This window comes from Actinoplanes sp. 13 (genome assembly GCF_056134165.1).
In genome coordinates this window covers 148,543-171,701 of sequence record NZ_JBVYOQ010000011.1, presented here as the reverse complement: position 1 = coordinate 171,701, position 23,159 = coordinate 148,543, and the positions used below count along the sequence as shown (strand labels likewise).

At 70.7% G+C, this 23,159-nt stretch carries 24 protein-coding genes; 12 read left to right on the top strand and 12 right to left on the bottom strand.

Features of this window, described 5'->3' with window-relative positions; all coding sequences use genetic code 11:
- Nucleotides 1-61: 61 nt before the first annotated feature.
- The 6 genes from AC0NH5_RS22555 to AC0NH5_RS22530 form a co-directional block, all read right to left on the bottom strand.
- Nucleotides 62-721, bottom strand: a complete 660-nt coding sequence (locus tag AC0NH5_RS22555; RefSeq protein WP_474407002.1) for a hypothetical protein — start codon at nt 719-721, stop codon at nt 62-64.
- A 6-nt stretch (nt 722-727) separates the two neighbouring features.
- On the bottom strand, nt 728-1,822 hold the full coding sequence (locus AC0NH5_RS22550; RefSeq protein WP_474407000.1) for a threonine aldolase family protein: 1,095 nt from the start codon (nt 1,820-1,822) through the stop codon (nt 728-730).
- A gap of 113 nt (nt 1,823-1,935) precedes the next feature.
- On the bottom strand, nt 1,936-2,589 hold the full coding sequence (locus AC0NH5_RS22545; protein ID WP_474406998.1) for a biliverdin-producing heme oxygenase: 654 nt from the start codon (nt 2,587-2,589) through the stop codon (nt 1,936-1,938).
- A 258-nt stretch (nt 2,590-2,847) separates the two neighbouring features.
- Nucleotides 2,848-3,705, bottom strand: coding sequence for a hypothetical protein (locus AC0NH5_RS22540; RefSeq protein WP_474406996.1), 858 nt, complete (start codon nt 3,703-3,705; stop codon nt 2,848-2,850).
- 59 nt (nt 3,706-3,764) lie between these two features.
- Nucleotides 3,765-4,574: a hypothetical protein gene (locus tag AC0NH5_RS22535; RefSeq protein ID WP_474406994.1), complete on the bottom strand. Its 810-nt coding sequence runs from the start codon at nt 4,572-4,574 to the stop codon at nt 3,765-3,767.
- The gene (locus tag AC0NH5_RS22530) at nt 4,571-5,125 is read right to left on the bottom strand and encodes an RNA polymerase sigma factor (RefSeq protein ID WP_474406991.1); all 555 of its coding nucleotides are present in this window, start codon (nt 5,123-5,125) and stop codon (nt 4,571-4,573) included. The genes AC0NH5_RS22535 and AC0NH5_RS22530 overlap by 4 nt, the downstream gene beginning before the upstream one ends.
- Nucleotides 5,126-5,141: 16 nt before the next feature.
- Between AC0NH5_RS22530 and AC0NH5_RS22525 the strand changes: the two genes are divergently transcribed.
- Nucleotides 5,142-6,443, top strand: a complete 1,302-nt coding sequence (locus AC0NH5_RS22525) for a serine/threonine-protein kinase (RefSeq protein WP_474406989.1) — start codon at nt 5,142-5,144, stop codon at nt 6,441-6,443.
- On the opposite strand, the gene AC0NH5_RS22520 is transcribed toward AC0NH5_RS22525, so the two are convergent.
- On the bottom strand, nt 6,397-7,047 hold the full coding sequence (locus tag AC0NH5_RS22520; protein WP_474406987.1) for a hypothetical protein: 651 nt from the start codon (nt 7,045-7,047) through the stop codon (nt 6,397-6,399). The genes AC0NH5_RS22525 and AC0NH5_RS22520 overlap by 47 nt on opposite strands.
- Nucleotides 7,048-7,133: 86 nt before the next feature.
- Entirely contained in the window at nt 7,134-8,042 is a 909-nt protein-coding gene (locus AC0NH5_RS22515; protein ID WP_474406984.1) for an N-acetylglucosamine kinase, read from the bottom strand.
- A gap of 95 nt (nt 8,043-8,137) precedes the next feature.
- Here AC0NH5_RS22515 and AC0NH5_RS22510 point away from each other — a divergent pair, with 95 nt between their 5' ends.
- The 6 genes from AC0NH5_RS22510 to AC0NH5_RS22485 are packed head-to-tail and all read left to right on the top strand — an operon-like array spanning nt 8,138 to nt 14,222.
- The gene (locus tag AC0NH5_RS22510; protein ID WP_474406981.1) at nt 8,138-9,055 is read left to right on the top strand and encodes a MurR/RpiR family transcriptional regulator; all 918 of its coding nucleotides are present in this window, start codon (nt 8,138-8,140) and stop codon (nt 9,053-9,055) included.
- 20 nt (nt 9,056-9,075) lie between these two features.
- A complete protein-coding gene (locus tag AC0NH5_RS22505) occupies nt 9,076-9,804 on the top strand; it encodes a sugar isomerase domain-containing protein (protein WP_474407150.1) in 729 nt (242 codons plus the stop codon).
- Between the two features lie 18 nt (nt 9,805-9,822).
- Nucleotides 9,823-11,244 carry an N-acetylglucosamine/diacetylchitobiose ABC transporter substrate-binding protein gene (gene ngcE, locus AC0NH5_RS22500; protein WP_474406979.1) on the top strand — a complete coding sequence of 474 codons (1,422 nt, stop codon included), beginning with the start codon at nt 9,823-9,825 and terminating at the stop codon, nt 11,242-11,244.
- Entirely contained in the window at nt 11,244-12,137 is an 894-nt protein-coding gene (locus AC0NH5_RS22495; RefSeq protein ID WP_474406977.1) for a carbohydrate ABC transporter permease, read from the top strand. The genes ngcE and AC0NH5_RS22495 overlap by 1 nt, the downstream gene beginning before the upstream one ends.
- Nucleotides 12,134-13,006: a carbohydrate ABC transporter permease gene (locus tag AC0NH5_RS22490; RefSeq protein WP_474406975.1), complete on the top strand. Its 873-nt coding sequence runs from the start codon at nt 12,134-12,136 to the stop codon at nt 13,004-13,006. The genes AC0NH5_RS22495 and AC0NH5_RS22490 overlap by 4 nt, the downstream gene beginning before the upstream one ends.
- 34 nt (nt 13,007-13,040) lie before the next feature.
- Nucleotides 13,041-14,222, top strand: a complete 1,182-nt coding sequence (locus AC0NH5_RS22485) for a glycoside hydrolase family 16 protein (RefSeq protein WP_474406973.1) — start codon at nt 13,041-13,043, stop codon at nt 14,220-14,222.
- 122 nt (nt 14,223-14,344) lie between these two features.
- Here the strand turns inward: AC0NH5_RS22485 and AC0NH5_RS22480 are convergent, their stop codons facing one another.
- Both AC0NH5_RS22480 and AC0NH5_RS22475 read right to left on the bottom strand, forming a co-directional pair.
- Entirely contained in the window at nt 14,345-15,631 is a 1,287-nt protein-coding gene (locus AC0NH5_RS22480; protein WP_474406970.1) for a calcium-binding protein, read from the bottom strand.
- Nucleotides 15,632-15,718: 87 nt separating this feature from the next.
- A complete protein-coding gene (locus AC0NH5_RS22475) occupies nt 15,719-16,438 on the bottom strand; it encodes a helix-turn-helix domain-containing protein (RefSeq protein WP_474406967.1) in 720 nt (239 codons plus the stop codon).
- Nucleotides 16,439-16,660: 222 nt separating this feature from the next.
- Here AC0NH5_RS22475 and AC0NH5_RS22470 point away from each other — a divergent pair, with 222 nt between their 5' ends.
- From AC0NH5_RS22470 to AC0NH5_RS22455, 4 genes are all read left to right on the top strand, one after another.
- Nucleotides 16,661-17,323, top strand: a complete 663-nt coding sequence (locus AC0NH5_RS22470) for a DUF4097 family beta strand repeat-containing protein (RefSeq protein WP_474406966.1) — start codon at nt 16,661-16,663, stop codon at nt 17,321-17,323.
- A 26-nt stretch (nt 17,324-17,349) separates the two neighbouring features.
- Nucleotides 17,350-18,300 carry an ATP-binding cassette domain-containing protein gene (locus tag AC0NH5_RS22465; protein ID WP_474406964.1) on the top strand — a complete coding sequence of 317 codons (951 nt, stop codon included), beginning with the start codon at nt 17,350-17,352 and terminating at the stop codon, nt 18,298-18,300.
- On the top strand, nt 18,297-19,085 hold the full coding sequence (locus tag AC0NH5_RS22460) for an ABC transporter permease (protein ID WP_474406961.1): 789 nt from the start codon (nt 18,297-18,299) through the stop codon (nt 19,083-19,085). Before AC0NH5_RS22465 ends, AC0NH5_RS22460 begins: the two co-directional genes overlap by 4 nt.
- 149 nt (nt 19,086-19,234) lie before the next feature.
- On the top strand, nt 19,235-20,092 hold the full coding sequence (locus tag AC0NH5_RS22455) for a calcium-binding protein (RefSeq protein ID WP_474406959.1): 858 nt from the start codon (nt 19,235-19,237) through the stop codon (nt 20,090-20,092).
- Nucleotides 20,093-20,193: 101 nt separating this feature from the next.
- Here the strand turns inward: AC0NH5_RS22455 and AC0NH5_RS22450 are convergent, their stop codons facing one another.
- Entirely contained in the window at nt 20,194-21,570 is a 1,377-nt protein-coding gene (locus AC0NH5_RS22450) for a ricin-type beta-trefoil lectin domain protein (RefSeq protein WP_474406957.1), read from the bottom strand.
- A gap of 296 nt (nt 21,571-21,866) precedes the next feature.
- Between AC0NH5_RS22450 and AC0NH5_RS22445 the strand changes: the two genes are divergently transcribed.
- Nucleotides 21,867-22,556, top strand: a complete 690-nt coding sequence (locus AC0NH5_RS22445) for a GntR family transcriptional regulator (RefSeq protein ID WP_474406955.1) — start codon at nt 21,867-21,869, stop codon at nt 22,554-22,556.
- 8 nt (nt 22,557-22,564) lie between these two features.
- Here the strand turns inward: AC0NH5_RS22445 and AC0NH5_RS22440 are convergent, their stop codons facing one another.
- Complete coding sequence (locus tag AC0NH5_RS22440) at nt 22,565-22,990, bottom strand: hypothetical protein (RefSeq protein WP_474406953.1); 426 nt, start codon at nt 22,988-22,990, stop codon at nt 22,565-22,567.
- Between the last annotated feature and the right edge of the window lie 169 nt (nt 22,991-23,159).

The window sequence follows — 23,159 nt, the reverse complement described above, 5'->3', positions numbered from 1 at the left end:
GGAAAGCGCTTTCCTCCTGCTGGCAGCGTAGGGTGCGGAATGCGGTCCGGACAAGGGCGGCCTAGGTTCCGAAACGCCACCACGGGCGCCTGGCGGTGGCGGCGGCGGGCCCGGAAACGCCAGGAGCAGGGACGACGCCGGGATCCGGGGCGGTGAGCCAGGCCAGAAAGCACGGCCGGCAGAGATCGGGAGCGGTCCACTCCGCGAACAGGTCGGGCGCGGGTGGCGGGTCGCCCCGATATCCGGGCAGCGGTGTCGTGCTCATCCCCCACGCCGGATGCAGCAGCCCCAGCGGCTCGCCGGTGACGCGGCGGCCGCACTCCGTGTCCTGCCCGGCCCAGCGGCACAGATGACGCACGCCGTCCACGTCCGGGATCAAGTCGTACTGCTCCTGCAGGCGCAGGGCGTAGTGGCCGGAGAGCGGGCCGAGCAGCTGAGCGCGGGCGGGACAGTACAGCGCGTGCCAGACGCCGGGGCCCGGCTCCCGTTCGATCCGGACCAGCACCAGATCGCCGGCCGGTGACAGAGGCGCCTCGGGGAAGGACGGGAGACGGTCGCCGACAGGTTCCGCGCGATAGCAGGTTTCGCCGCTGGGCAGCGTCTCACCGGGACGGCACACCTCGGGGTACAGGCCACTCAGGACGGCCTCGACGACGGTGCTGTACTGCGCGTACCGGACGGTGCCGTCGGGGAACGTGACGGTCGCCAGCCAGGTGCCCACCCGGCCCTACCGCACTCTGCTCAGGAAGCGGTGACCCACGTCGGTCACGTCGGCGGCGGTCCACTCCAGAGCCGCGGCCGCCACGGTGACCTCGGTGAACGCGACGCCCGGCACCTCGGTGTCCCGCCAGCCACCGGCGAACCACGTCCGCTCCTGCTCGGCGAGCGCGAGCGCGGCCTCGTCCAGCTGCCCTGCCGGGAACGGCAGATAGAGCCGGAACTGATGGGTGTGCGGCGGGTGCGGCAGCAACCGCGCGCCGGGCAGCCCGGACAGCGCGGCGGCGACGGTGTGGGCATGGCGCACATAATCCGGGATCCGCGGCAGCTCGCGATCCAGACCGGCCGTCGCGAGCAGCACGGCCGGCCATTGCTGGAAGACGTTGCCGCCGTAACGGTGCCGCCAGGACCGGGCGAACGCGGCCAGAGCGGTGGTCCCGGCGAGAGCCGCGCCGCTGATGCCGTCGACGGTCTTGTAGAACGAGACGTACGAGCTGTCGGCCAGCGCCGCGATCTCGGGCAACGGCCGGCCGAGGTGCGGCGCCGACTCCCAGATCCGGGCGCCGTCGAAGTGCACCCGCGCGCCGGCCGCCCGTGCCGCCGCGCAGGCCTCGGTCAGCTCGTCCCAGGTGGGCAGCACGAAGCCGGCATCCCGCAGCGGCAGCTCGAACACCACGGTGCCGACCGGCTCGTCGAGCGCGGCGAGGTCGGCCGCGGTCGGGTTGCGCGCCGCGGCCGTGGACGGGACCGCCCGCAGCCGGCTCAGGTCGGCGTACGCGTGCCGTTCGTGCACCTCCTGGTGCCCGAGCGGATGCAGGGCGACGGCCCGGCTGCCGGTGATCTCGGCGCCGTGGCGGAGCGCCACCTGCTGAGCCATGGTGCCGGTGGGGAAGAAGACAGCCGCCTCGGTGCCGAGCAACTCGGCGATCCGGCTCTCCAGGGCGGCGACCGGTCCGTCCCCGTAGAAGTCCGGCAGAGCGTCCAGGCCGTCCGCTTCGCTGAGCTCGGCGAGCCGCTCCCGCATCGTCATCGGGCGTACGCCGGAGAGAAGCCGGTCGCAGGCGCGCATCGCGGCCAAGCGGCGCAGTCGTGGGTTGTCCGGCATCACCGGATGATCGCAGACCCGGCGCGCCGGCGCAGACCGCCGCCGATCCAACGTGGGGACTTGCGGTCAGCTACGCACCCCGACTCCCCACGCTGAAGTTGCCGACGCGGGGGTCAGGCGGCGGTGACCAGGTCGTCGGGGTAGGCGGCGGCCAGGTCCTGGAAGACGGCGCCGTTGAGGCGGAAGGCCAGCTGCGCCTCGGCGACGGCCACCGCGAGCTGGTCCTCGGGCAGGGTGAGGGCGTCCAGCTTCACGCGGTACGCCGTCTTGTACGCGCGCAGGTCGTCGATCTGGTCGAAGCGGTAGAACGCCGTGCCGGCCGCGCCCAGCCCGTACTTCTCGGTGAGGGTCCGGGCGATCAGCTGCCCACCGGACAGGTCGCCGAGGTATCGGACGTAGTGATGGGCGATGAAGTGGGCCGGCGAGGTCCGGCAGTGCTCGCGGAGCCGCTGGGCGTACCGCTCGGTGGCGTCGTGCACGGGCACGGCCGACTGCCGGCCGGGTCCGTAGAGAGTGGCCAGGTCGGACTCGAGGGCCGGCACCCGGAACAGCGCCGGGTCGGCGAACGGGCCGGCCACCTCGTGGTCGCGCAGCTCGCCGGCGGCGATCTCCAACTCGCGGTAGATGACCAGGTACTGAGCGGTCAGCTCGGCGAAGCCGGCCGGCGGCACCTTGCCGGCCATCAGGCGCGAGATGAACGTCCTGTTCTCGGCCTCCCGATGCTCGGCCATGGTGGCGCGGCGGATGCGAGCAGCGAATCCGGTCATGTCGGCCCGTCCTTCCTGATCAGCGGGATAAGAATCCGGCACGACCTCGGTGTCTCGTTCATGGTCGTCATCAAGTGCGGCCCGTGTCCAGAGGTTGACGCGGACCGCATACCCCGATGACGCTCGCGCCGAGCACGGAAGCCGAGGTCAGGATCAGCGGGCGTACGACGTCCGGCGTGCCCGGACGATCATGTTGCTCTCTACGATGGGGTCGGGCCGGCCGGGGATCGTTGCGGAATTCCCGGCCGGTTCCCCCGCTCATGCGACCGGTAGCTCGTGCCCGTGTTCGGCGTGATCGAGGGCCGCCACCGTCGTGCCGCTGAGCGCCGGGCAGACCGGGCACTTGTATTTGCCCACGCTCGTGTCCCAGGTGGCGGCGACCCGTGGGCCGTCAGCGGTCTGGATGGTCAGCGGCGGGTACTCCTTGGCCAGGTGCCGGCGGCACTCCTCGGCGCGGGCGCGGGCCCGGTCCGCGGACGCCCGGTTGTTCGCCGGGTCGACGCCGGCGTTGGCGAGCCGGTCGTGCAGCACCGCCTCCCGGTCGTAGAGCGGGGCCAGCTGGGCGGCCGGGAAGATGTGCTCCTCCAGGTGGCGCCGGCGCCGGCTGCTGATGTCGAGCTGCTCCTCGAACGGGCCCATCCGGCGCAGCCCGGCCGAGAGCGGGGCGTTCGGGTGCCGCGGCGAGACGTACTGGTGCGACTCGCGGTGGCGTACCGCCCAGCCGTCCAGCTCGGCGGCGACCGCGGCGGTGAACTTGGCGCCGTGCGGGAGCCGCTCCGGGCGGGCGAGCGCGTCCTCCCACTGCTCGACCGCGCCGGTGAAGCGGCCCTGCGCGGTCTGCTTCGTGACGCCGAGTGACTCGCCGATCTCCTTCCAGGAGAGGCCGGCGGCGCGGCAGGTGACGACGGCGGCGGCGAGCAGGCGCTCGGCGTTGGCTACCGCGCGTGACGCCTCCTCGACCAGCTTCACCTCCGGCCGCCCGTCGGCGGCGACGAACGAGCGGGTGTGGTCGGACAGCTCACGGGCGATCGACGCGAGGACCACGAGCGCGCGGGCGTCGTCGGTCCAGGGTGAGTCGGCGTCGGTCTGGGTCCACACATCGTCACGGCTGGTCATGGCTGGTCAGGCTACGCCTGACGATCTTGAAAAGTCAGGGCCGACCTGACGATTGCTCATCAGCCGTGTCGGTGATGCTTCTTCACGTAGGTGTAGCCCGGCTCCAGCGTCTCCTCGGCGATCCGGCTGTGCAGCTCGAGCTGCTTCTCGGACGGCTGCGCGCCGGGCGGCAGCTTGCGGACGAAGCCGTTGACCCAGTGCTCGGCGCGCTCACCGGAGGGCCCGATCGGCTCGAGCAGCGGGGCGTAGAAGAGCATCTCGGCGCTCTGTTCACCGTCGACCGGCGGGTAGGACGGCCGGCCGTCCGCGTCCAGGCTGCCGGTCACCCGGGTCACATAGCCCTCCCGGATCAGCTGGTCGACGGCGTTGGTGAGCAGGAACGTGCCTTTCGCTCCCCGGCCCAGACCGGCGTGCGCGGCGACCTCCGCCTCGGGGAAGACCGCGCTGCCGTCGGAGAAGACCCGGCCCAGCCGGCGCACCACGCCGAGCACCCGCCCGTGGTTCGACCGGCCCGGATCGAACTCCCGGGTGACGACCTTCGCGTCGTACTCATGGAAGTAGTCGGCGCCGTCGATCCGCATCGGCTGGTCCAGCTCGGCGGTGCGGATCAGCATCTCCTCCTTCGCCGGCCGCCAGGAGAGGGTGACCAGCACGCCCGGTCGCACCTCGGCCGGCCAGTTGATGCCGGTGAACCGCCGGCCGACGTCCTGCTCCAGAGTGGTCTCGACCGCCGCCCGGACGCCGTGCTCCAGCGTGACAGTGATCGATTCCCGGCCGTGCAGCGCCTCGGCGATCTCCTCCGGCACCGGGCAGACGGCGCCCTCGATGTCCGCCCGCAGAAGGGCGAATCGCCTGGTCACCGTCTTCACATACCGAAGATACCGCGGGTCAGATATTCCCGGACGTGTGCGCGGGCCTGGTGGATCCGGCTCTTCACGGTGCCCTCCGGGATGCCCAGATGCCCGGCGATCTCCCGGTAGTCGAGCTGGCAGACGTCCCGCAGCACGATCGGCGCCACCAGTTCGGGCCGGTGCGCCTCCAGCTGCTCCAGCGCGTCCAGCAGGTCGAGCCGCGATCCGGCGATCACGCTTGTGGTCCGCGGATCGGCCACCTCCACCGGCACGTCCTGGGCCTGCTCGGCGGCGCGCCGCTTGAGTGTCCGGTACGTCTGCCGGGCGCTGTTGGCGATCACCACGTGCAGCCAGGTGGAGAACAACGACCGGCCCTCGAACCGGTGGATCATCCGGGCCACCTGGAGGAGCACGTCCTGGCAGGCCTCTTCGGCGTCCTGATAGCAGGGCAGGAAGCGGGCACAGCGGCGCAGCACGCTGGGCCGGATCTCGGCGAGCAGTTGGTTCAGCGCGAGCGCATCGCCGTCGGCGGCCCGGCGGGCGAGTTCTTCCATGGTCGTGACTCCCATAATGTGCAGTGTGTCAATGCCTGCCAAGATCGGCCGCTACCGCCTGGAACGCCGGCTGGGCTTCGGGGCCTTCGCCACGGTCTGGCTGGCCGAGGACGACGCCCTCGGCTCACCCGTCGCGATCAAGGTGCTGGCCGACAACTGGGCCCACCACCCGGACGTGCGGTCCCGCTTCGAGCAGGAGGCGCAGGTGCTGCGCCGGGCCGACTCGGAGCGCCTCGTCCGGGTGCACGACTTCGGTGAGCTGCCGGACGGCCGGCCGTACCAGGTGATGACCTACGCCTCCGGCGGCACCCTGGCGGATCGGCTGGCCACCGGGCCGATGGCGATCGGCACCGCCCTGCGGACGGCGGCGGAGATCGCCGAGGCGGTCACCGTGCTGCACGCCTCGGGTGTGCTGCACCGCGACCTGAAACCGACGAACGTCCTGTTCGACACGGTGCGGGGCGTCGAGCGGGTGCTGGTCGCCGACCTCGGCCTGGCCAAGGAGATCGCGCACGCCTCCGGGTTCACCGTGGTCGCCGGCAGCCCCGGTTACATGGCCCCGGAGCAGCTGGTTCCCGGCGGCGGGCTGGACGTGCGGGCCGACGTCTACGGGGTGGGTGCGCTGGCGTACGAGATGCTCACCGGCCGGGTTCCGGAGCCCGGCGCTCCGGCGCCGTCCCGGCTGCGGCCCGGGGTCCCCCGTGAGGTCGACCGGATCGTGCAGCGGGCCCTGGACACCGACCGGGACCGGCGTTTCCCGACCACTGCAGCGCTGGCAGCCGCGCTGGCCCGGCTGGCCGAGCCCCGGCCGGCGCGGTGGGCGGGGCGGGCCGCCGGCGCCCTGACAGCGGTCGCTGCGCTCGGCGCGCTCGGCGGCGCCGCCGATCCACTGTCGACCCCGGCCGGCTGGGTCCGGGTGACCGACGACAGCCGGACCCTGTCGGTCGCGGTGCCGCAGGGCTGGGCCGGACAGGCCCGCACCGCGGGCTGGGCGCCGGGCAGCGGGCGCGCGCCTGCCCTGACCATCGGCGCGGACCTCGTCACCGGGGTGGGCCCGGCGGTCTTCGTCGGCGTCGGTGGCGCCGCGCAACCGCACGATCGGTGCACCCGGTTGCCCGGCCGGGACGTCCGGGCCGGCGCGGTGACCGGCCGCGCGGAGCGGTTCGTGGCGTGCGACGGGACCACCGTCTCGTACACCGAGGTCACCCTCGGCGGCGGCCTCTACGTCCAGCTGAGGCAGACGGACGCGACCGACCGCACCGATGCCGTGCTGAGCACCCTGCACGTCACTCGACGCACTTCTGTCCCTCGGCCGCCCACACCAGGTAACTGACCTTGCCGTCCCGCACGTCGATCCGGTAAGCGGGCTGATTGTCGTCGCTCTCCCCGGTCCAGCCCCAGCCGGTGTCACCGTCGCCGACAGCCAGCTCCCAGCCGGGGTACGCCTCCTGCACCGCCGTCATCGTGCTGCCCAGCCGGATACCGGCCGTGGTGCGGACGCCGGGCGGGGCGTCGATGCTCGAGACGCCCATCCCGGGGGTGAAGAAGACGGTGGCGTCGGTTCCCTTGATCTTCGAGATGCCGCACCCGGCACCGAAGTCCTCGGTCTCATACCCGGAGATCAGGCCGGTCGCCTCGGCCTGTGACCGGCTCATGCCCAGCTTGAGCGCGCCGAATCCGTCCCGGCCCAGCACTGTCGGCGGCCGGGCCGGCGACTTCGACGTCTTCGCCCGCGAGGGGGGCGTGCTGGTCGCGGGCGCCGAGGAAGCCGGCACGGAGGGAGAGCCCGATGTGGGCGCCGAGGTAGGGGCCGCCGGTGCGGAGCTCATCGCCGCGGCCGGCAGCGCATCACCGTCCAGCCGCTGCGGCCCGCCCCCGCACCCGGCCGTCACTGCCATCGTGACCAGCAGTACCCCGGTGAAAGTCACCTTGCGCATCTCTGTTCCCCCGTGCTCGACCGTGTGCCGGTTGATCCGACATCAGGTGCGATGCCGGAGGGAACGAAGTAGTTCTCGATTCGCGGTCACGAAAGGGTAACGACGGCGTGCAGAGCCGCGGCGTCGACTCCGGGAAAGCGGCGGGCGGCCAGCCAGGCGGCGGCCGCAGCCGGGTCTCCGCTGGTCAAGACCTCGCCGCGAGGTCGCAGCACCGCGAGGAGGCCGTCACGAAGCGGGGTGTCGGCGACGAGCAGACCGCCGGCGAGCACCACCGGGCCGTCCGCACCGACCTGGTCGAGCGTCGCGGTGAGGTGACGGACCGCCGCGGCGACGATCGTGACGGCCTCCGGTGAGCCGGAGCGGGCCTGGTCGCACACCACCGGCGCCAGGGCGGCGATGCGGGCGTGCGGCAGCTCCTGTGCCCAGTGGATCAGCTCGTCCCGGCCGCGCACCCCGGCGTGCGCGGCGACCGCCGACGCGAACGGCGAGGGCCAGGACCGGACGGCCGCACGCAGGGCGCTGACCCCGAGCCAGTGGCCGGACCCCTCGTCGCCGAGCAGCCAGCCGAGACCGTCCGCGACCCGGACGATCCGATGCTCCTCGATCCGGGCCGCCACCGCGCCGGTCCCGGCGATCAGCACCGCGCCGGACGACGCGGCAGTGCCGGCGGCGAAGGCGGTCACCGCGTCCCCGACGATGGTCCGCTCGCAGCTCAGCCCGGCGCCCCGCCAGGCGGCGTCGAGGGCTGCGAGGATCGCCGGATCGGTGCAGGCGCCGGTGCCGGCCAGGCCGAGCACGCCGCCGGCGACCGCTGCCGGGTCCGCGCCGGACAGTGCCTGCCGCAAGGCGTCGCCGATGGCCGACGCTGCTGCCGGACCGGCCGCGAACAGGTTGCCGGGACCGGCGCGACCACGGCCCACCACCGCCCCGGCGAGGGTGGCCACGACGGCCCGTGATGCCGTCCCACCAGCGTCGACACCTACCACGAGGTCCATGCCGAGATCGAAACACAGAAATTCATTGTTGACTAGTTGTGTCGACGGTCGTAATTTTCATCGACAACAGCACTTGATGAAAAGGATGACCACGGATGACGGGTGAGAGCGGCGGGCTGCTCGGGCGGCTGCGCATCGAGGGTCCACAGATGCCGGAGGCGCTGAGCCGGATCGCGGAGACGATCCTGGCCGACCCGGAGACCGCGGCCCACGCCAGCATCGTGGACCTGGCCGAACGCTCCGGGACGTCGACCGCGACCGTCACCCGGTTCAGCCGCACCCTGGGCTTCAAGGGATACGCCAGCCTCCGCGTCGCCGTCGCCACCGAGACCGGGCGCGCCGAGCAGGCCCGCTGGGAGACCGACATCAGCGGCGACATCACCCCGTCCGACTCGCTGGACCAGGTCCTCAGCGTCGTCGCCGCGGCCGACACCCGGGCCATCCAGAGCACCGCCGCGGGCATCCAGATCAGGGACGTCGAGCGGGTCGCCGACACCATCGCCGGCGCCCAGCGCGTCGAGCTGTTCGGCCTGGGCAGCAGTGGCACCGCGGCCCGCGAGATGGCGTTCCGGCTGGAGCGGATCCGGGTCCCGGTCTGGCACCGGCAGGACAGCCACACCGCACTGACCAACGCGGCGCTGCTGCTTCCCGGCGACGTCGCGATCGGGCTGTCGCACTCCGGCCGGACCCGCGAGGTGATCGAGACCCTCGCCGAGGCGGCCGACCACGGCGCCCTGACCGTCGCGGTGACCAGCTTCAACCGGTCACCGCTCGCCGAGGTGGCCGACGTCGTCTTCACCACGTCGGTGCTGGAGACCACGTTCCGGCTGGCGGCGCTCTCCGCGCTGCACTCGCAGCTGCTCGTCCTCGACCTGATCTACGTCGCGGTCGCCCAGCGCACCTACGAGCGCACCGCCGAGGCGCTGGAGCTGACCGTGCGCGCCGTGGACGCGCACCGACTGCCGGAAAAGGTGCCGACCCGTAAACGCAGGTCGGAGAAGGGAACACCGTGACCATCACCAGCGGGGACTACCTGCGACACATCGAGGACGTGGTCGGCCGGATCGGCCGGGGCCAGCGGGACCGCAAGGATCGCGCGGCCGACCTCCTGACCGAGGCGGTGCGCAACGGGGGCGTGATCCAGGCGTTCGGCTGCGGGCACTCCGAGGCGCTGGCCATGGAGATCGCCGGACGGGCCGGCGGGCTGGTTCCCACCAACCGGATCGCGCTGCGCGACATCGTCCTCTACGGCGGCGAGCCGATCGAGGCGCTCGCTGACCCGACCGTGGAGCGCAACACCGACATCGCCCACAAGCTCTACCAGCTGGCCCCGGTCAAACCGGACGACGCGTTCGTGATCGCCTCCAACTCCGGCATCAACGGCGCCGTCGTGGAGATGGCGCTGCTGGTCAAGGAGCACGGCCACGCGCTGATCGCGATCACGTCCGCGGAGCACTCGGCCGGGGTGGCGTCGCGTCATCCGAGCGGCCGCAAGCTCGGCGAGATCGCCGACGTGGTGCTGGACAACGGAGCGCCGTACGGGGACGCGACGCTGCCGCTGCCCGGTGGCGGGGCGGTCGGCGCGGTCTCCTCGATCACCGCGGCGCTGCTGGCCCAGCAGCTCGTCACCGAGGTGGTGGCTCGCCTGCTCGCGGCGGGGATCACCCCGCCGGTCTACCTGTCGGACAACGTGCCCGGCGGCAAGGAACACAACGCAGAACTCGAGGCGCGGTACGCCGGGCGCATCCGGCGTACCGCATAGGGAAGAAAGAGCCCGCTGATGAACCCTGAATCCCTGCCCAGACCGTACCCCACCCGAAGAAGCCTGCTCAGGACAGCGGGAGCTGCCGCGCTGAGCGCACCCCTGCTGGCCGCGTGCGTCACCGCCGCGGACGACGACGAGCCCGCCGACACCGGCGGCGGCGCCAAGAGCGCCGACAACCCGCTGGGGGTCAAGCCCGACGCGCCCCTCGAGGTGGTGGTCTTCAAAGGGGGGTACGGCGACCAGTACGCGATCGACGCCGAACGTGTCTACAACGAGAAATACCCGGCCGCCAAGATCGACCATAAGGGACTGCAGAAGGTCGGCGAGGCCATCCAGCCCCGCTTCGTGTCGAACGACCCGCCGGACGTGGTGGACAACACCGGCGCCGGCCGGCTCGACATCGCCACGCTGGTCGCCGCGAAGCAGGTCACCGACCTGGCCGAACTCCTCGACGCGCCGGCCTTCGACCAGCCCGGCAAGAAGGTGCGCGACACCCTGCTGCCCGGTGTGGTCGAGGACGGCACGTTCGACGGCAGCACGGTCACGCTGAACTTCACCTACACCGTCTGGGGCCTCTGGTACTCCAAGTCGCTGTTCGCCGAGCGCGGCTGGGCGTACCCGAAGAGCTGGACCGAGATGCTCGCGCTCTGCGAGACGATCAAGAAGGCGGGCATCGCGCCCTGGACGTACCAGGGCAAGTACCCGGAGTACATCAACGACCCGCTGCTCACCATGGCCGCCAAGATCGGCGGACTGGACCTGGTGAAGGCGGTCGACAACCTGGCGCCGGACGCCTGGCGTCAGCCGGGCCTGACCCAGGCCGCCGAGGCGTTCGCCGAACTGGCCGGCAAGGGCTATCTGCTGTCCGGCTCGGAGGCGCTGTCGCACACCGAGGCGCAGGCCGCGTGGTGCCAGAAAAAGGCCGCGTTCATCCCGTGCGGCTCCTGGCTGGAGGCCGAGCAGAAGGACGTCACACCGGCCGGCTTCGACATGGTCATGGGCACCGTGCCGAGCGGCTCCGCGGCGGACAAGCTTCCGGTCACCGCGGTGCAGGCGGCCAGCAGCGAGTCGTACCTGGTGCCGGCAAAGGCGAAGAACGTGCCGGGTGGTCAGGAATACCTGCGGATCCTCTTCTCCAAGGCGTCGGCGACGGCGTTCGCGCAGGCCAACAGCACGCTGCCGGCAGTCGCCGGAGCGACCGACGGACTGACGCTCTCCAGCGGCCTCGGCTCGGTGCGCGACGCGGTCACGGCCGCCGGTGGCGACGCTTTCAACTACCGGTTCCGTACGTGGTACGCGCCGCTGGCCAAAGCGATCGACGACGCCACCGGCGAACTCGTGAACCGCCGGATCAGCCCGGCCGACTGGTCCACCCGGATCCAGAAGGCCGCCGACGCGCTGGCCAAGGACTCCACCGTCAAGAAGTACACACGCTGATGCGACACGGCCGGTGGCGGTTCCTTCTCGCCGCGCTCGTGCCGGCGCTGGTGCTGCACGTCGTCTTCGTGCTCTCGCCGTACGCCCAGGCGTTCTATCTGTCGCTGACCGATTGGACCGGGGTGGCCGGCGAGGCACGGTACGTCGGGGCGGACAACTTCGCCCGCCTCGGCGGCGACTCGCTCTTCCTGGACGCGGTCCGCAACAACGCGGTGATGCTGGTGGTGGTGCCGGTGGTCACGATCGCGCTGGCCCTGTTCCTGGCGAGCATGCTGCACGGGCGGCGGCGGATACGCGGCTCGTCCGCGTACCAGATCGTCTATTTCTTCCCGCAGATGCTCTCGCTCGTGATCATTGCGGTGCTCTGGGGTTTCGTCTACAACCCCAACACCGGGCTGCTCAACTCGGGCCTGCGGGCGGTCGGGCTGGACGGCCTGGCACGCAGCTGGCTGGCCGAGCCGTCGACGGCACTGATCTCGGTGATGGCGGTGGTGGTCTGGTCGTCGGTCGGCTTCTACGTGGTGCTGTTCAGCGCGGCGATCGACGGCATACCGAAGGAGCTGTTCGAGGCCGCGGTGCTCGACGGCGCGGGCCCGTGGGCCACTTTCCGCGGGGTCACCCTGCCATTGGTCCGGGAGAGCGTGCAGGTGGCGTTCGTCTATCTCGGCATCGCGGCGCTGGACGGGTTCGTGCTGGTCCAGGTGATGACGGTCGGTCCGGGCGGACCGGACGGCGCCACCGAGGTGGTCGGGCTGTCGCTCTATCGGACCGCCTTCACGTACGGCAAGTTCGGTTACGCCACAGCGATGGGGGTGGCGCTGTTCTTCGCCGCGCTCACGCTCGCGGTATTCGCGCTGCGCTGGGGCCGTCGCAACCAGGTGGAGATGGCATGACCGCATTGCTGGAACGCCCCGCCTCGGTCGACCGGGTCTCGCCGCCCCGGGCCCGGCCCAATCCGCTGCCGCACCTGGCGATGTTCGCGTGGGCGGTGGTGACCGCGTTGCCGCTGCTCTGGGCGGTGGTCAGCTCGCTCAAGACGGACGACGAGATTCTCAACGACCCGTGGGGCGTGCCCGGCGAGTTGCACTTCGAGAACTGGTCGCGGGCCTGGACCGCAGCGAGCATCGGCCGGTACTTTTTGAACAGCGTGATCGTGGTCGGCGGCGCGCTGGTGCTGACCATGCTGCTCGGCTCACTGGTCGCGTACGCCCTGGCACGGTACGACTTCCGGGGCAACCGCCTGATCTACTACACGTTCGTCGCGGCGATGTTCTTCCCGGTGTTCCTGGCCCTCGTGCCGCTGTTCTTCGTGGTGCAGCAACTCGGCCTGCTCGGCACCTATCCCGGACTCATCCTGGTCTACACCGCGTACGCCGTACCCTTCACGATCTTCTTCCTGCACGCCTTCTTCCGCACCCTGCCCACCGAAGTCGCGGAGGCCGCCGTCCTCGACGGCTGCTCGCACGCCGCGGTCTTCTTCCGTGTCATGCTCCCGCTCGCCCGCCCCGGCCTGGTGGCGGTCGGCATCTTCAATTTCCTCGGGCTCTGGAACCAGTACCTGCTCCCCCTGGTTCTCAATCCCGACCCGGACCGGTACGTCCTGGCACAGGGTCTGGCCGCCCTGTCGGTCAGCCAGGGCTACCGCAGTGACTGGAGCGGCCTGTTCGCCGGCTTGACCATCGCCATGCTGCCGGTGCTCGTCGCCTACGTCGCGTTCCAACGGCACATCCGCGCCGGTATGACCGCCGGCGCGGTCCGCTAACACTCCGAGCCCATCCCCCGGGAGGAGTCTGTCCATGTCCATCGGCAAACGTCTATTCGTCGGCGTCGCCGCGACGGTGCTGACCGCAACCAGCGCCGTCGTGATGAACGCCGGCAGCGCCGCGGCCGCCGACTGCGGCTACCTGTTCGACGACTTCCACTACAGCTCGTCGTCGGACCCGTCCCTGACCGCCAACGGCTGGACGCCGCGCAGCTACCAGGGCGGCCCGGGCGTGCCCGGCGCCAACTGGTCACCGTCGGCGATCACCTTCCCGACCAACGGCGGTCAGAAGGTCATGCAGCTCACCGCGTCGACCGACGGCACGGCCGCCGGGACCTCGCACGCCGAGCTCTACTCCACGCAGAAGCGCTACCTGGAGGGCACCTACGCCAGCCGGGTCCGGTTCACCGACGCACCGGTCAGCGGCAACGACGGCGACCACATCAACCAGACCTTCTTCACGATCAGCCCGCTCAACGGGGACATGGACCCCACCTACAGCGAGCTGGACATCTCCGAGTACCTGCCGAACGGCGGCTGGGGCGAAACCGGTCCGATCAACTACCAGACCTCCTGGTACACGTACCGCGCCGACCCCTGGTTCGCCGACAACATGCACTCTGAGCAGCGGTCCAGCCTGGACGGCTGGCACGACCTGGTGGCGCAGGTGGCGAACGGGCACGTCGTTTACTACATCGACGGCGTGCAGGTGGGCGACCACGGTGGCAAGTACTTCCCGCGCCAGACGATGACCATCAACTGGAACCTGTGGTTCATCGACACGGCCACCCACACCGGCGGCACCTCCACCTATGTCGAGCAGGTGGACTGGGTGCTGTTCGCCAAGAACCAGGTGCTCAGCCCCGGTCAGGTGACCTCGCAGACGGCGTCGTACCGGTCCGCGGGCACCGCGTTCTCGGACACGGTGGCGGCGTCCGGCCCGTGCGTCGACCCGACGCCGACACCGCCGTCATCGACACCGCCGTCACCGACGCCGACCACGCCGCCGCCGGCCGGTGACTGCTCCAGCGCGGTGAGCTGGCAGCACGGGACCGCCTATCCGGGCGGCAGCGTGGTGAAGCACGAGAAGAGCCGGTACGGCGACCCGTCCGGCCCGAAGTCGGGGCAGGGCGTCCACCTCTGGAGGTCGAGGTGGTGGAGCCAGGGCTCGGAACCCGGCTGGACCGAGCAGTGGCAGGACCTGGGCCGCTGCTGACGTAACAGCGTGTGAAGTTCGGGTGCGCTCCGCGCCCGAACTTCACACGCACGGTGGCCGCTTCGTGTGCCGGCCTTCACCTGCTGGTCGCGGCGCTCGGGGGCGCGGTGGCGCGGAGCCGCTCAGCTCCGGATCTCGCAGCCGATCAGGACGTCGGAGACGGTGACCATGCAGTGGTCGCCGGTGGCGCTGTTGCTGCCGCCGTCCAGCCGGTCGGCGGCCTCGCCGTAGATCGGGTCCAGACCGCCGACGGTGTCGTCGCCCGCCTCGCCGTAGATCTCGTCCCGGCCGTCCATGCCGTCGACCGTGTCGTTGCCGGCGCCGCCGCGGATGATGTCGTTGCCGTTGCGGCCCTCGATGTAGTTGGCAGCGCTGTTGCCGGTCAACCGGTCGGGGCCGCTGCCGGCGATGATGCCCTCGACGTCGGCGGCGACCGTGTCGCCCTCGCCGGGGATCCCGTCGTCGCCCGCGGAGCCGTCGAGGTCCACGACGACGCCCTTGCCGTAGAGGTTGTAGTGCACCCGGTCGGTGCCGGCACCGCCCACCAGCACGTCGGCGGCCGGCGTGCCGAGCATGGGGTTGTCACCGAAGAGCCAGTCGTCGCCGGCGCCACCGTCGACGCGGTCGCGGTCCTGCTGCCCATCCAGGTCGTCGTTGCCGGCGTCGCCGTACATCTTGTCGTTCCCGGTGCCACCGCTCAGCGTGTCGTCGCCCGCGCCGCCACGCAGGGTGTCCGCGCCCGCGTCACCGGTGGCCCAGTCGGTGCCGGCGTCGCCGTGGAAGGTGTCGTTGCCGTCGTGGCCGAAGCCCCGATCGTTGCCGGCGCCGCCGTAGAACGTGTCGTTGCCCCAGTCACCGAAGAAGGTGTCGTTGCCCGCCCCGCCGGAGTGCGCGTCGTTGCCGATGCCGCCTTCCAGCCGATCGTTGCCACCGAGTCCCCAGAGCCGGTCGGCGCCGTTGTCGCCGCGCAGCAGGTCCGCCTTCGATCCGCCGTAGATCCGGTCGTTGCCGTCGCCGCCGTTGGCGGTGATCGGCAGGTCGGTGCGGTTGGTCGCGCTGTCGTTGCCGCCGTGCAGCTGGAGCCGGACCCGGGAGGGGATCTTCGCGGTGGTGCAGCGGACCCGCGTCTTGTCACCCTTGACCTGCTTACAGCCCTTACCCGGCTTGATCCGCAACCGGTCGTCGATGGTCACGGTCCGCCCGGAACGGGTGACGATGACCTTGTTGACGCCCTCGTAGGCCGCGGTGAACCGCACGGTCGTCCCGGAGACGGAGGCCACGGCGACCGTGCCTTCGGCGGAAGCCGGAGCAGCGAAGAGGACAGTAGACGCGAAGACGGTCAAACCGGCGGTGAGCAGCCGGGACAGGTGCGGCACGAGGGCTCCAAGATCCAGCGAAGGGGCCGCCATCATAGAACGCTACCGTTACGACGCGCTGCACCGGCCCGGCCGGATGATCGGAGATCCGCAATGGAGCAGTCCCGTAGCTCATACGACCTAGCTCACCTCGGGGCCGGTGGAGAGGATCTCGCGGGCCTGTTCCGCGGCCCGGATGATGGCTTCCCCGGTGAAGTCCATGAACCGGGCGATGTTCTCCAGGCGGGCGGCGGCCTTGGTGCCCGGACCGAGGATGCCGACGCCCTGCCGCGCGGTCCCGGCCAGATCGAAGTTGGCTTTCGCGGCGGCGATCATCGACTGGTACCACACGTCGTTGTCGACGATGTACCGCTCGCGGCGGCGCTCGTCGCGTTCCCGCCGGATGAGGCCCTGACCCTCGAGGAAGGCGGTCGCCTTGGAGACGGACGCCGGGCTCACCTGCAGGCGCCGGACCAGCTCGGACGCGGTCAGACTGGCCGTCTCCGTGATGTAGAGGCAGGTCAGCACCCGGGCGGTCATCTTGGGCAGGCCGGACTGCATCAGGATCGTGGTGAACGTCTCCTCGTACTCCCGGACGGCATCGGCGTCCTGCCCGGGGGTCAGGGCCGGTGCCTCCGACCCCGGCGCCGCGGGCGGCCGGCGCCGGTGGGCGCGGCGCTCGGAGGCGCGGTGGGCCAGGTCGGCGCGGTAACCGGTGGGGCCGCCGTTGCGCATGACCTCGCGCGTGATCGTCGAGGTCGGACGATCGAGGCGCCTGGCGATCTCCGCATAGGCGAGGCCGTCGGCCACGCCCAACGCGATCTGCTGGCGTTCCTGCTGGCTGAGTCTGCCTCCCGGCATGGTGATCTCCTCCGCGCTCCTCGGATGTCGCCAGCATAGCGTTCAATTCTCATTCATTGCAACGCAACGACGTGCCGCATTGCATTAGATTCTGAGCTGATGCAACGATTTACCGGGCCTGAGCAGCTGCTGTTCTCTAAAAGTGCAACAATGTTGTTGCTCGATATGGAAACGCAACGTAGCGTTTCCCACATCGGAAACAACGAGCACAGGAGCAGAACAATGCAGAGCTTCACCACCCCCGCCCCCATCTCCGCCGTCCTGGACATCCCCGCCGGGCGGATCCAGTTCATCGCCGCCGACCGCTCCGACACCTCCGTCGAGGTGCTCCCGGCGGACGCCGCCAAGGAACGGGACGTCAAGGTCGCCGAGCAGACCACCATCGAGTACGCCGACGGTGTGCTGCGGATCGAAGCCTCGCCGAAGAGCCAGTACCTCGGCAGCTCCGGCTCCATCGAGGTGACCGTCCAACTGCCGGCCGGCTCGCGCATCGAAGCGAAGGCGGCGAGCGCCGACCTTCGCGGTGTCGGGCGGCTCGGCGACGTCACCTACGAGGGCGCGCACGGCTCGATCAAGCTCGACGAGGCGACGAGCGCCCGCCTCAACACCGCTGCCGGTGACGTCTCGATCGGCCGGCTCACCGGCCCGGCCGAGATCAGCACCGGCAAGGGCGACATCCGGATCGCCGAGGCCGGTCCCGGCAAGGTCGTGCTGAGTGCCCAGGCCGGTGCGATCACGATCGGCGCGGCACCCGGCGTCTCGGCCGCCCTCGACGCCGGCACCGGGCACGGCCGCATCAGCAACAGCCTCCGCAACGACGGTGCCGCCGAGCTCGACGTCCACGCGACCACCGGTTACGGCGACATCACCGCCCGCAGCCTCTGAGCCCCCTTTTCTTGAGGAGATCGACCATGACGACCCCGGCCATCACGGCGAACGGCCTGCGCAAGTCCTACGGCGACAAGGTCGTGCTCGACGGCATCGACCTGACCGTCCCGGAAGGAACAGTCTTCTCGCTCCTCGGCCCCAACGGCGCGGGCAAGACCACCGCCGTCAAGATCCTCTCCACCCTGGTCTCCCCCGGCCCCGGCTCCGGCGACATCCGCGTCGCCGGCCACGACCTCGCCACCGACCCGCAGGCGGTCCGCGCCACGATCGGTGTCACCGGGCAGTTCTCCGCCGTCGACGGCCTGATCACCGGCGAGGAGAACATGCTGCTGATGGCGGACCTGCACCACCTGTCCCGCCGCGACGGCAGCCGGGCCGCCGCCGAGCTGCTGGAACGCTTCGACCTGATGGAAGCCGCGAAGAAGCCCGCCTCGACGTACTCCGGCGGCATGAGGCGCCGCCTCGACATCGCGATGACCCTGGTCGGCAACCCGCGGATCATCTTCCTCGACGAGCCGACCACCGGTCTGGATCCGCGCAGCCGGCACAACATGTGGCAGATCATCCGGGAGCTCGTCGCCGGCGGCGTCACCGTCTTCCTCACCACGCAATACCTGGAGGAGGCCGACGAGCTCGCCGACCGGGTGGCCGTGCTCAACAACGGGAGGATCGCCGCCGAGGGCACCGCCGACGAGCTGAAGCGGCTGATCCCCGGCGGGCACGTCCGGCTCCGCTTCACCGACCCGGCCGCGTACCAGGACGCCGCCCGCGCACTGGGCGGAGCCGCCCGGCACGACGAGTCGCTGTCGCTGCAGATCCCCAGCGACGGCAGCCAGCGCGACCTGCGCTCGGTCCTCGACCGGCTCGACTCCGCCGGCATCGAGGCCGACGAGCTGACCGTGCACACCCCCGACCTCGACGACGTCTTCTTCGCCCTGACCGGCGCCGACCAGCCTCAGGAGGCTGTCCGATGAGCACCCTCGCCCTCGCCGTCCGCGACTCGTCCACCATGCTGCGCCGCAACCTGCTGCACGCGCGCCGCTACCCGTCGCTCACCCTGAACCTGCTGCTCACCCCGATCATGCTGCTGCTCCTGTTCGTCTACATCTTCGGCGACACCCTGAGCGCGGGCATAGGCGGTGCGCCGGACCGGTCGGCGTACATCGCCTATCTCGTACCCGGACTGCTGCTGATGACCATCGGCAGCACCGTGATCGGGACAGCCGTCTCGGTCTCCAACGACATGACCGAGGGCATCATCGCCCGCTTCCGCACGATGGCCATCCACCGTGGATCGGTCCTCGTCGGGCACGTGGCCGGCAGCGTCCTGCAGTCGGTCCTGAGCGTGATCCTGGTAGGCGCCGTCGCGGTGGCCATCGGCTTCCGCTCCACCGACGCCACGGTTCTGGAATGGCTGGCCGCGTTCGGCCTGCTCGCCCTCTTCGCTCTGGCGCTGACCTGGATCGCCGTCGGGATGGGCCTGGTCAGCCCGAACGCCGAGGCGGCCAGCAACAACGCCATGCCGCTGATCCTGCTGCCACTGCTCTCCAGCGCCTTCGTGCCGGTCGACGCGATGCCCGGCTGGTTCCAGCCGATCGCCGAGTACCAGCCCTTCACGCCGGCCATCGAGACCCTCCGCGGCCTGCTGCTGGGCACCGGGATCGGCCACAACGGCTGGCTCGCCGTCGGATGGTGCGTGGGCCTGGCCGTCCTCGGCTACTTCTGGTCCACCGCCAGGTTCAACGGCGACCCGCGCTGACGATCCGGCTCACGGCCGTCTCCCGCTTCCGCGAGGGGCGGCCGTCCCCGTGAAGGGCTGTTATCGATTCGTGATGCAAGTTCGAGAACTACCTCGCCTGCGGCCGCATCGCATCAGATGTCAGAACGACCAGAAACCCGGGGGATTCCATGTTCCTGTTCAACCGCAAGGCGCTCGCTCTCGCAGGTGCCGCCGCCGTGGCCACCACGACCACCCTGTTCGCCTCCTCGGCTCAGGCCGCCACCGTCGGCACCGCTCAGGTGCTGGGGAAGAGCAACAGCATCGTCACGTTCACCGCCGCGGCGGGCCGGTCCAACTCGCTGGTCGTCACGATTTCCGGACGAACCGTCACCCTCGACGACTCGGCTGTCATCAACCCCGGCAAGGGCTGCAAGGCGGTGGCCGGCGACCGGACCGTGGTCAGGTGCACCACTTCGGTGAACCCCACCGAGATCAGCGTCACGCTCGGCGACCGGAACGACAAGGTTCGCAACCGGACCGCGGTACGCATGGTGGCCGAGGGCGGCGCCGGCGACGACATCCTGGCCGGCGGCTCGAACCGGGACCGGTTGTTCGGCGACGCCGGCGACGACAGGCTGCACGGTGGCGCCGGCGCGGACGCGATCGACGGCGGATCGGGTGTCGATCACGTCCACGGCGGAGGCGGCAACGACTGGCTGCGGGGCGGCTCCGGCAACGACATCGTTCTCGCCGGCAGCGGCAACGACACCGTGTACGGCCACACCGGCCACGACGATCTGCACGGCGACGGCGGCAACGACACCATCCGGGGCGGCCAGGGCGACGACGCCATCGCCGGCGGCCCGGGAAGCGACAAGATGTACGGCGAGGCCGGCAACGACGGGATCGTCGGCGGCGAGCTGGACGGGGACGTTCCGGACAGTGCCGACGTCATCTTCGGCGGTGCGGGCGCCGACACCCTGATCGGCCAGGCCGGCAACGACCGGATCAGCGGCGGCCCCGGCAAGGACCGGATCACCCAGTAGACAAGCGTGTGAACTTGCGGCTCGATTCGCACCCCAACTTCACACGACCTCACGGAGAAGACCCGCGCCGGAAGCCGGCGCGGGTCTTTTCGCGGTCGGAGTCAGAGCTTGCCCCAGATCTGGTTGGCGGTTGCGGCGCAATCCCAGAGCTGCAAAGTGGCGCCGTTGGTGCCGTTCCAGTCCTTGATGTCCACGCACCGGCCGGACGAGACGTTGAGCAGCGTCCGGGCGGAGGTGAGGGTGAACCGCTGCACCGGGTTGGCGTTGCAGTCGGCCAGCTGGATCGGCGTGGTGTTGGCCAGGGCGCCGCCGGCCGGGTCCATGCACTTGCCCATCGCGCGCAGGGTGCCGTCGGCGTGGAACGTCCACTTCTGCGCGTCGCTGCTGTTGCAGTCCCACATCTGCAGCCGGGCGCCGGCGTTCGGCACACCGCCCGGGATGTCGATGCACCGTCCGCTGAAGTTGGACTGCAGCATGGTCGCGCCGGATGCCGGGGGCGTCGTGGTGGGCGGCGTCGTCGGCGGGTTGGTGCCCGGCGGGACGCCCGGGTCGCAGTCGTTGGTGGAGACCACGTTGTCGGCGTGCGTGGTGCCACCGGAGCGGTATCCGTTGATCGCGGCGGACGCCTGCGCCGGGCTCAGAACCTGCTTCTTGGCGTGATAGACGTAGTCGACCGACTGGAGGTACGTGCTGGTGCCACCGGCGTGCCCGGCCAGGTCGATGAACCACTGGTTGAAGTCGATCGACATGTTCTGGCGGGGGTACACCTTGCCGGAGTGGTCGCCGACGAGCGCGCCGTCGATGTAGTACTTCACGTGGCCGCCGGAGACGGTCGCCATCACGTCGTGCCAGCCGGCGATGCTGCGGGACTGGCTGGTGTGCTGGTTGTCGGCATACCAGGGGTCGGCGACGTAGGTGTACCAGGTGGTCTGGTAGTTGATCGGGCCCGGCTCGCCCCAGCCGCCGTTGGGCAGGTACTCGGAGAAGTCCATCTCGGAGTACAACGGGTCGCGCGGGGCGGTCAGCGGCGAGATCGTGTAGAAGGTCTGGTTCACGTGGTCACCGTCCGGGCCACTGACCGGGGCGTCGGCGAACTTGATCCGGGCGAGGTACGTGCCTTCGAAGAAGCGGCGGTTGCTCTGCGAGAACTCGGCGTGCGAGGTGCCCGCCGCGGTGCCGTCGGTGACCGCTTTGAGCTGGGCGACCTTCTGCCCGTCGACGGTCGGGAAGGACACGTTGTCGGCGAGCCAGCGCGCCCCGGCCACACCCGGGCCGCCGGCGTTGCTGCGCACGCTCCAGCCGCGCTGGCTCAGCGCCGCGTCGGTGCGCGAGGAATAGTTGAAGTCGTCGAAGAGCACACCGCAGCCGACCGCGGCACTGCTGCTGGGGGCAGCGGCGACGCCGATGCCGGCGAAGGCTGCGACGGTCGCGGCGATGGTCGTACCAAAGGCGATTTTGCGTGTTGGCGTAAGCCCCATGGGGGTGGGCTCCTTCGCATAGAGGACGCCGGTCGGGGGAGCAGCCGAACACTCCGCTCACGAGAAACTGACCAGTGGTTCGGAAATCGGCCGCCCGGATACCGTCGTCCACGCCAGTGGTCCACGTCAATACCCCATGTGCAACTTTCTTAACAGTGCCATTCATGACTCTGACCTGGTACGACCGACGCGGGTCGACAGAACCGCTGCCGAGCATGGACACTTGGCGACGGCAGACCAGTGGAGAACTCGCGGTGCCCGCCAGGGCGATAGGGGGCGCTGTGCGGCGTGCTGAGGTGCGGGACAGACTGCGCGAGCTGATCGACGCCCGCGCGCCCGGCGACCCGATGCCGTCCGAACGGTCCCTCTCCGAGCTCCTCAGCGCCTCCCGCCCGACGGTGCGGGCGGCCATCGACGACCTGGCCCGCAGCGGCCTGCTCGTCCGCCAGCACGGGCGCGGCACCTTCACCAGTCCACACAAGATCTCGCAGGAGGTTCCGTCCGCCCTCGGACAGCCCGTCCCACCGGCCGAGGGCGACTGGACCAGCAAGGTGCTGGAGTTCCGCACCGAGCCGGCGGGCGCCCGCCTCGGCCGGCGGATGCAGCTCTCCCCCGGCGACGAACTGCTCCACGTCCGGCGCCTGCGGATCGTCGACGGCGACCCGATGGCCCTGGAGGCGATCCGGCTGCCCGCCGCGCTGGTCCCCGGCATAGCCGCCGAGGACTTCGTCGCCGGCTCGCTCTACCGCCGGCTGCGCGAGCGGTACCAGGTCAACGCGACCGACGCGGTGCAGACCATCGAGCCGACAGTCACCGACGCCGGCGAGTCCGGCTGGCTCGGCGTGCCGCTCCATTCACCGGCGCTGCTCTTCGAACGCACCACCCAGGACGACAGCGGGCGGCTCATCGAGTTCACCCGCTCCGTCTACCGCGGCGACCGTTACCGGATCACCAGCCACCTCCGGCTCGGGCCGGACTCCGGCTGATTGCCAGGTCAGCCCAGCTTGGGGGCCGGGCCGTTGTCCACGAAGGAGTACGACGTCAGCAGAGGGGCGTCGCCCAGCTCCTCAGCGATCAGGCCGGTTCGGGGAAAGTACTGCAGGAACGCGCCGCCGTTGCTGATCGCGTACGTCGGCCGGCCGTTGTCCTTCGCCGTCAGCCTGGTGATGTCGAACAGCTGCCCGGCCCGCTTCGGGTCGCAGGTCGCGGCCACGGCGGTGAGCGGGTTACTGCCGTTGTTCCTGATCCCGATGCAGGCGGCCTTCTTGCCGTCACCCGCCTTCGCGGTCTTGATCTGATACTTCTTGCCGACCGGCGTGAGCACGAACAGCCCGAACTTCGCCGCACCGTCGGTCAGGCCGAGCCGGCCCTTCGAGTCGATCGCGACGATCGACTCGAAGGACGGGATCGGCTTGATCACGACCTGGCGCTTGCCGCCAGGATGGGGTCGGTGGCCGCGGCGGAAGCGGCCGGGGAGACTGCCTGCGGGGCGAGCACGATACCGGCGGCCAGGGCGCCGAGGAGCAGCTTCTTCATGGTCGTACCTCCCGATTTGCGGTGGCGATGGAGATCATGTTTGCCGCTACCGG

What these genes read in the sequence shown, in the direction of transcription:
- AC0NH5_RS22550 (WP_474407000.1), bottom strand. Translation starts at nt 1,822, where the DNA reads ATGCCGGACAACCCACGACTGCGCCGCTTGGCCGCGATGCGCGCCTGC.
- AC0NH5_RS22545 (WP_474406998.1), bottom strand. Translation starts at nt 2,589, where the DNA reads ATGACCGGATTCGCTGCTCGCATCCGCCGCGCCACCATGGCCGAGCAT.
- AC0NH5_RS22540 (WP_474406996.1), bottom strand. Translation starts at nt 3,705, where the DNA reads ATGACCAGCCGTGACGATGTGTGGACCCAGACCGACGCCGACTCACCC.
- AC0NH5_RS22530 (WP_474406991.1), bottom strand. Translation starts at nt 5,125, where the DNA reads ATGGGAGTCACGACCATGGAAGAACTCGCCCGCCGGGCCGCCGACGGC.
- AC0NH5_RS22525 (WP_474406989.1), top strand. Translation starts at nt 5,142, where the DNA reads ATGCCTGCCAAGATCGGCCGCTACCGCCTGGAACGCCGGCTGGGCTTC.
- AC0NH5_RS22520 (WP_474406987.1), bottom strand. Translation starts at nt 7,047, where the DNA reads ATGCGCAAGGTGACTTTCACCGGGGTACTGCTGGTCACGATGGCAGTG.
- AC0NH5_RS22515 (WP_474406984.1), bottom strand. Translation starts at nt 8,042, where the DNA reads ATGGACCTCGTGGTAGGTGTCGACGCTGGTGGGACGGCATCACGGGCC.
- AC0NH5_RS22510 (WP_474406981.1), top strand. Translation starts at nt 8,138, where the DNA reads ATGACGGGTGAGAGCGGCGGGCTGCTCGGGCGGCTGCGCATCGAGGGT.
- ngcE (WP_474406979.1), top strand. Translation starts at nt 9,823, where the DNA reads ATGAACCCTGAATCCCTGCCCAGACCGTACCCCACCCGAAGAAGCCTG.
- AC0NH5_RS22495 (WP_474406977.1), top strand. Translation starts at nt 11,244, where the DNA reads ATGCGACACGGCCGGTGGCGGTTCCTTCTCGCCGCGCTCGTGCCGGCG.
- AC0NH5_RS22490 (WP_474406975.1), top strand. Translation starts at nt 12,134, where the DNA reads ATGACCGCATTGCTGGAACGCCCCGCCTCGGTCGACCGGGTCTCGCCG.
- AC0NH5_RS22485 (WP_474406973.1), top strand. Translation starts at nt 13,041, where the DNA reads ATGTCCATCGGCAAACGTCTATTCGTCGGCGTCGCCGCGACGGTGCTG.
- AC0NH5_RS22480 (WP_474406970.1), bottom strand. Translation starts at nt 15,631, where the DNA reads ATGGCGGCCCCTTCGCTGGATCTTGGAGCCCTCGTGCCGCACCTGTCC.
- AC0NH5_RS22475 (WP_474406967.1), bottom strand. Translation starts at nt 16,438, where the DNA reads ATGCCGGGAGGCAGACTCAGCCAGCAGGAACGCCAGCAGATCGCGTTG.
- AC0NH5_RS22470 (WP_474406966.1), top strand. Translation starts at nt 16,661, where the DNA reads ATGCAGAGCTTCACCACCCCCGCCCCCATCTCCGCCGTCCTGGACATC.
- AC0NH5_RS22465 (WP_474406964.1), top strand. Translation starts at nt 17,350, where the DNA reads ATGACGACCCCGGCCATCACGGCGAACGGCCTGCGCAAGTCCTACGGC.
- AC0NH5_RS22460 (WP_474406961.1), top strand. Translation starts at nt 18,297, where the DNA reads ATGAGCACCCTCGCCCTCGCCGTCCGCGACTCGTCCACCATGCTGCGC.
- AC0NH5_RS22455 (WP_474406959.1), top strand. Translation starts at nt 19,235, where the DNA reads ATGTTCCTGTTCAACCGCAAGGCGCTCGCTCTCGCAGGTGCCGCCGCC.
- AC0NH5_RS22450 (WP_474406957.1), bottom strand. Translation starts at nt 21,570, where the DNA reads ATGGGGCTTACGCCAACACGCAAAATCGCCTTTGGTACGACCATCGCC.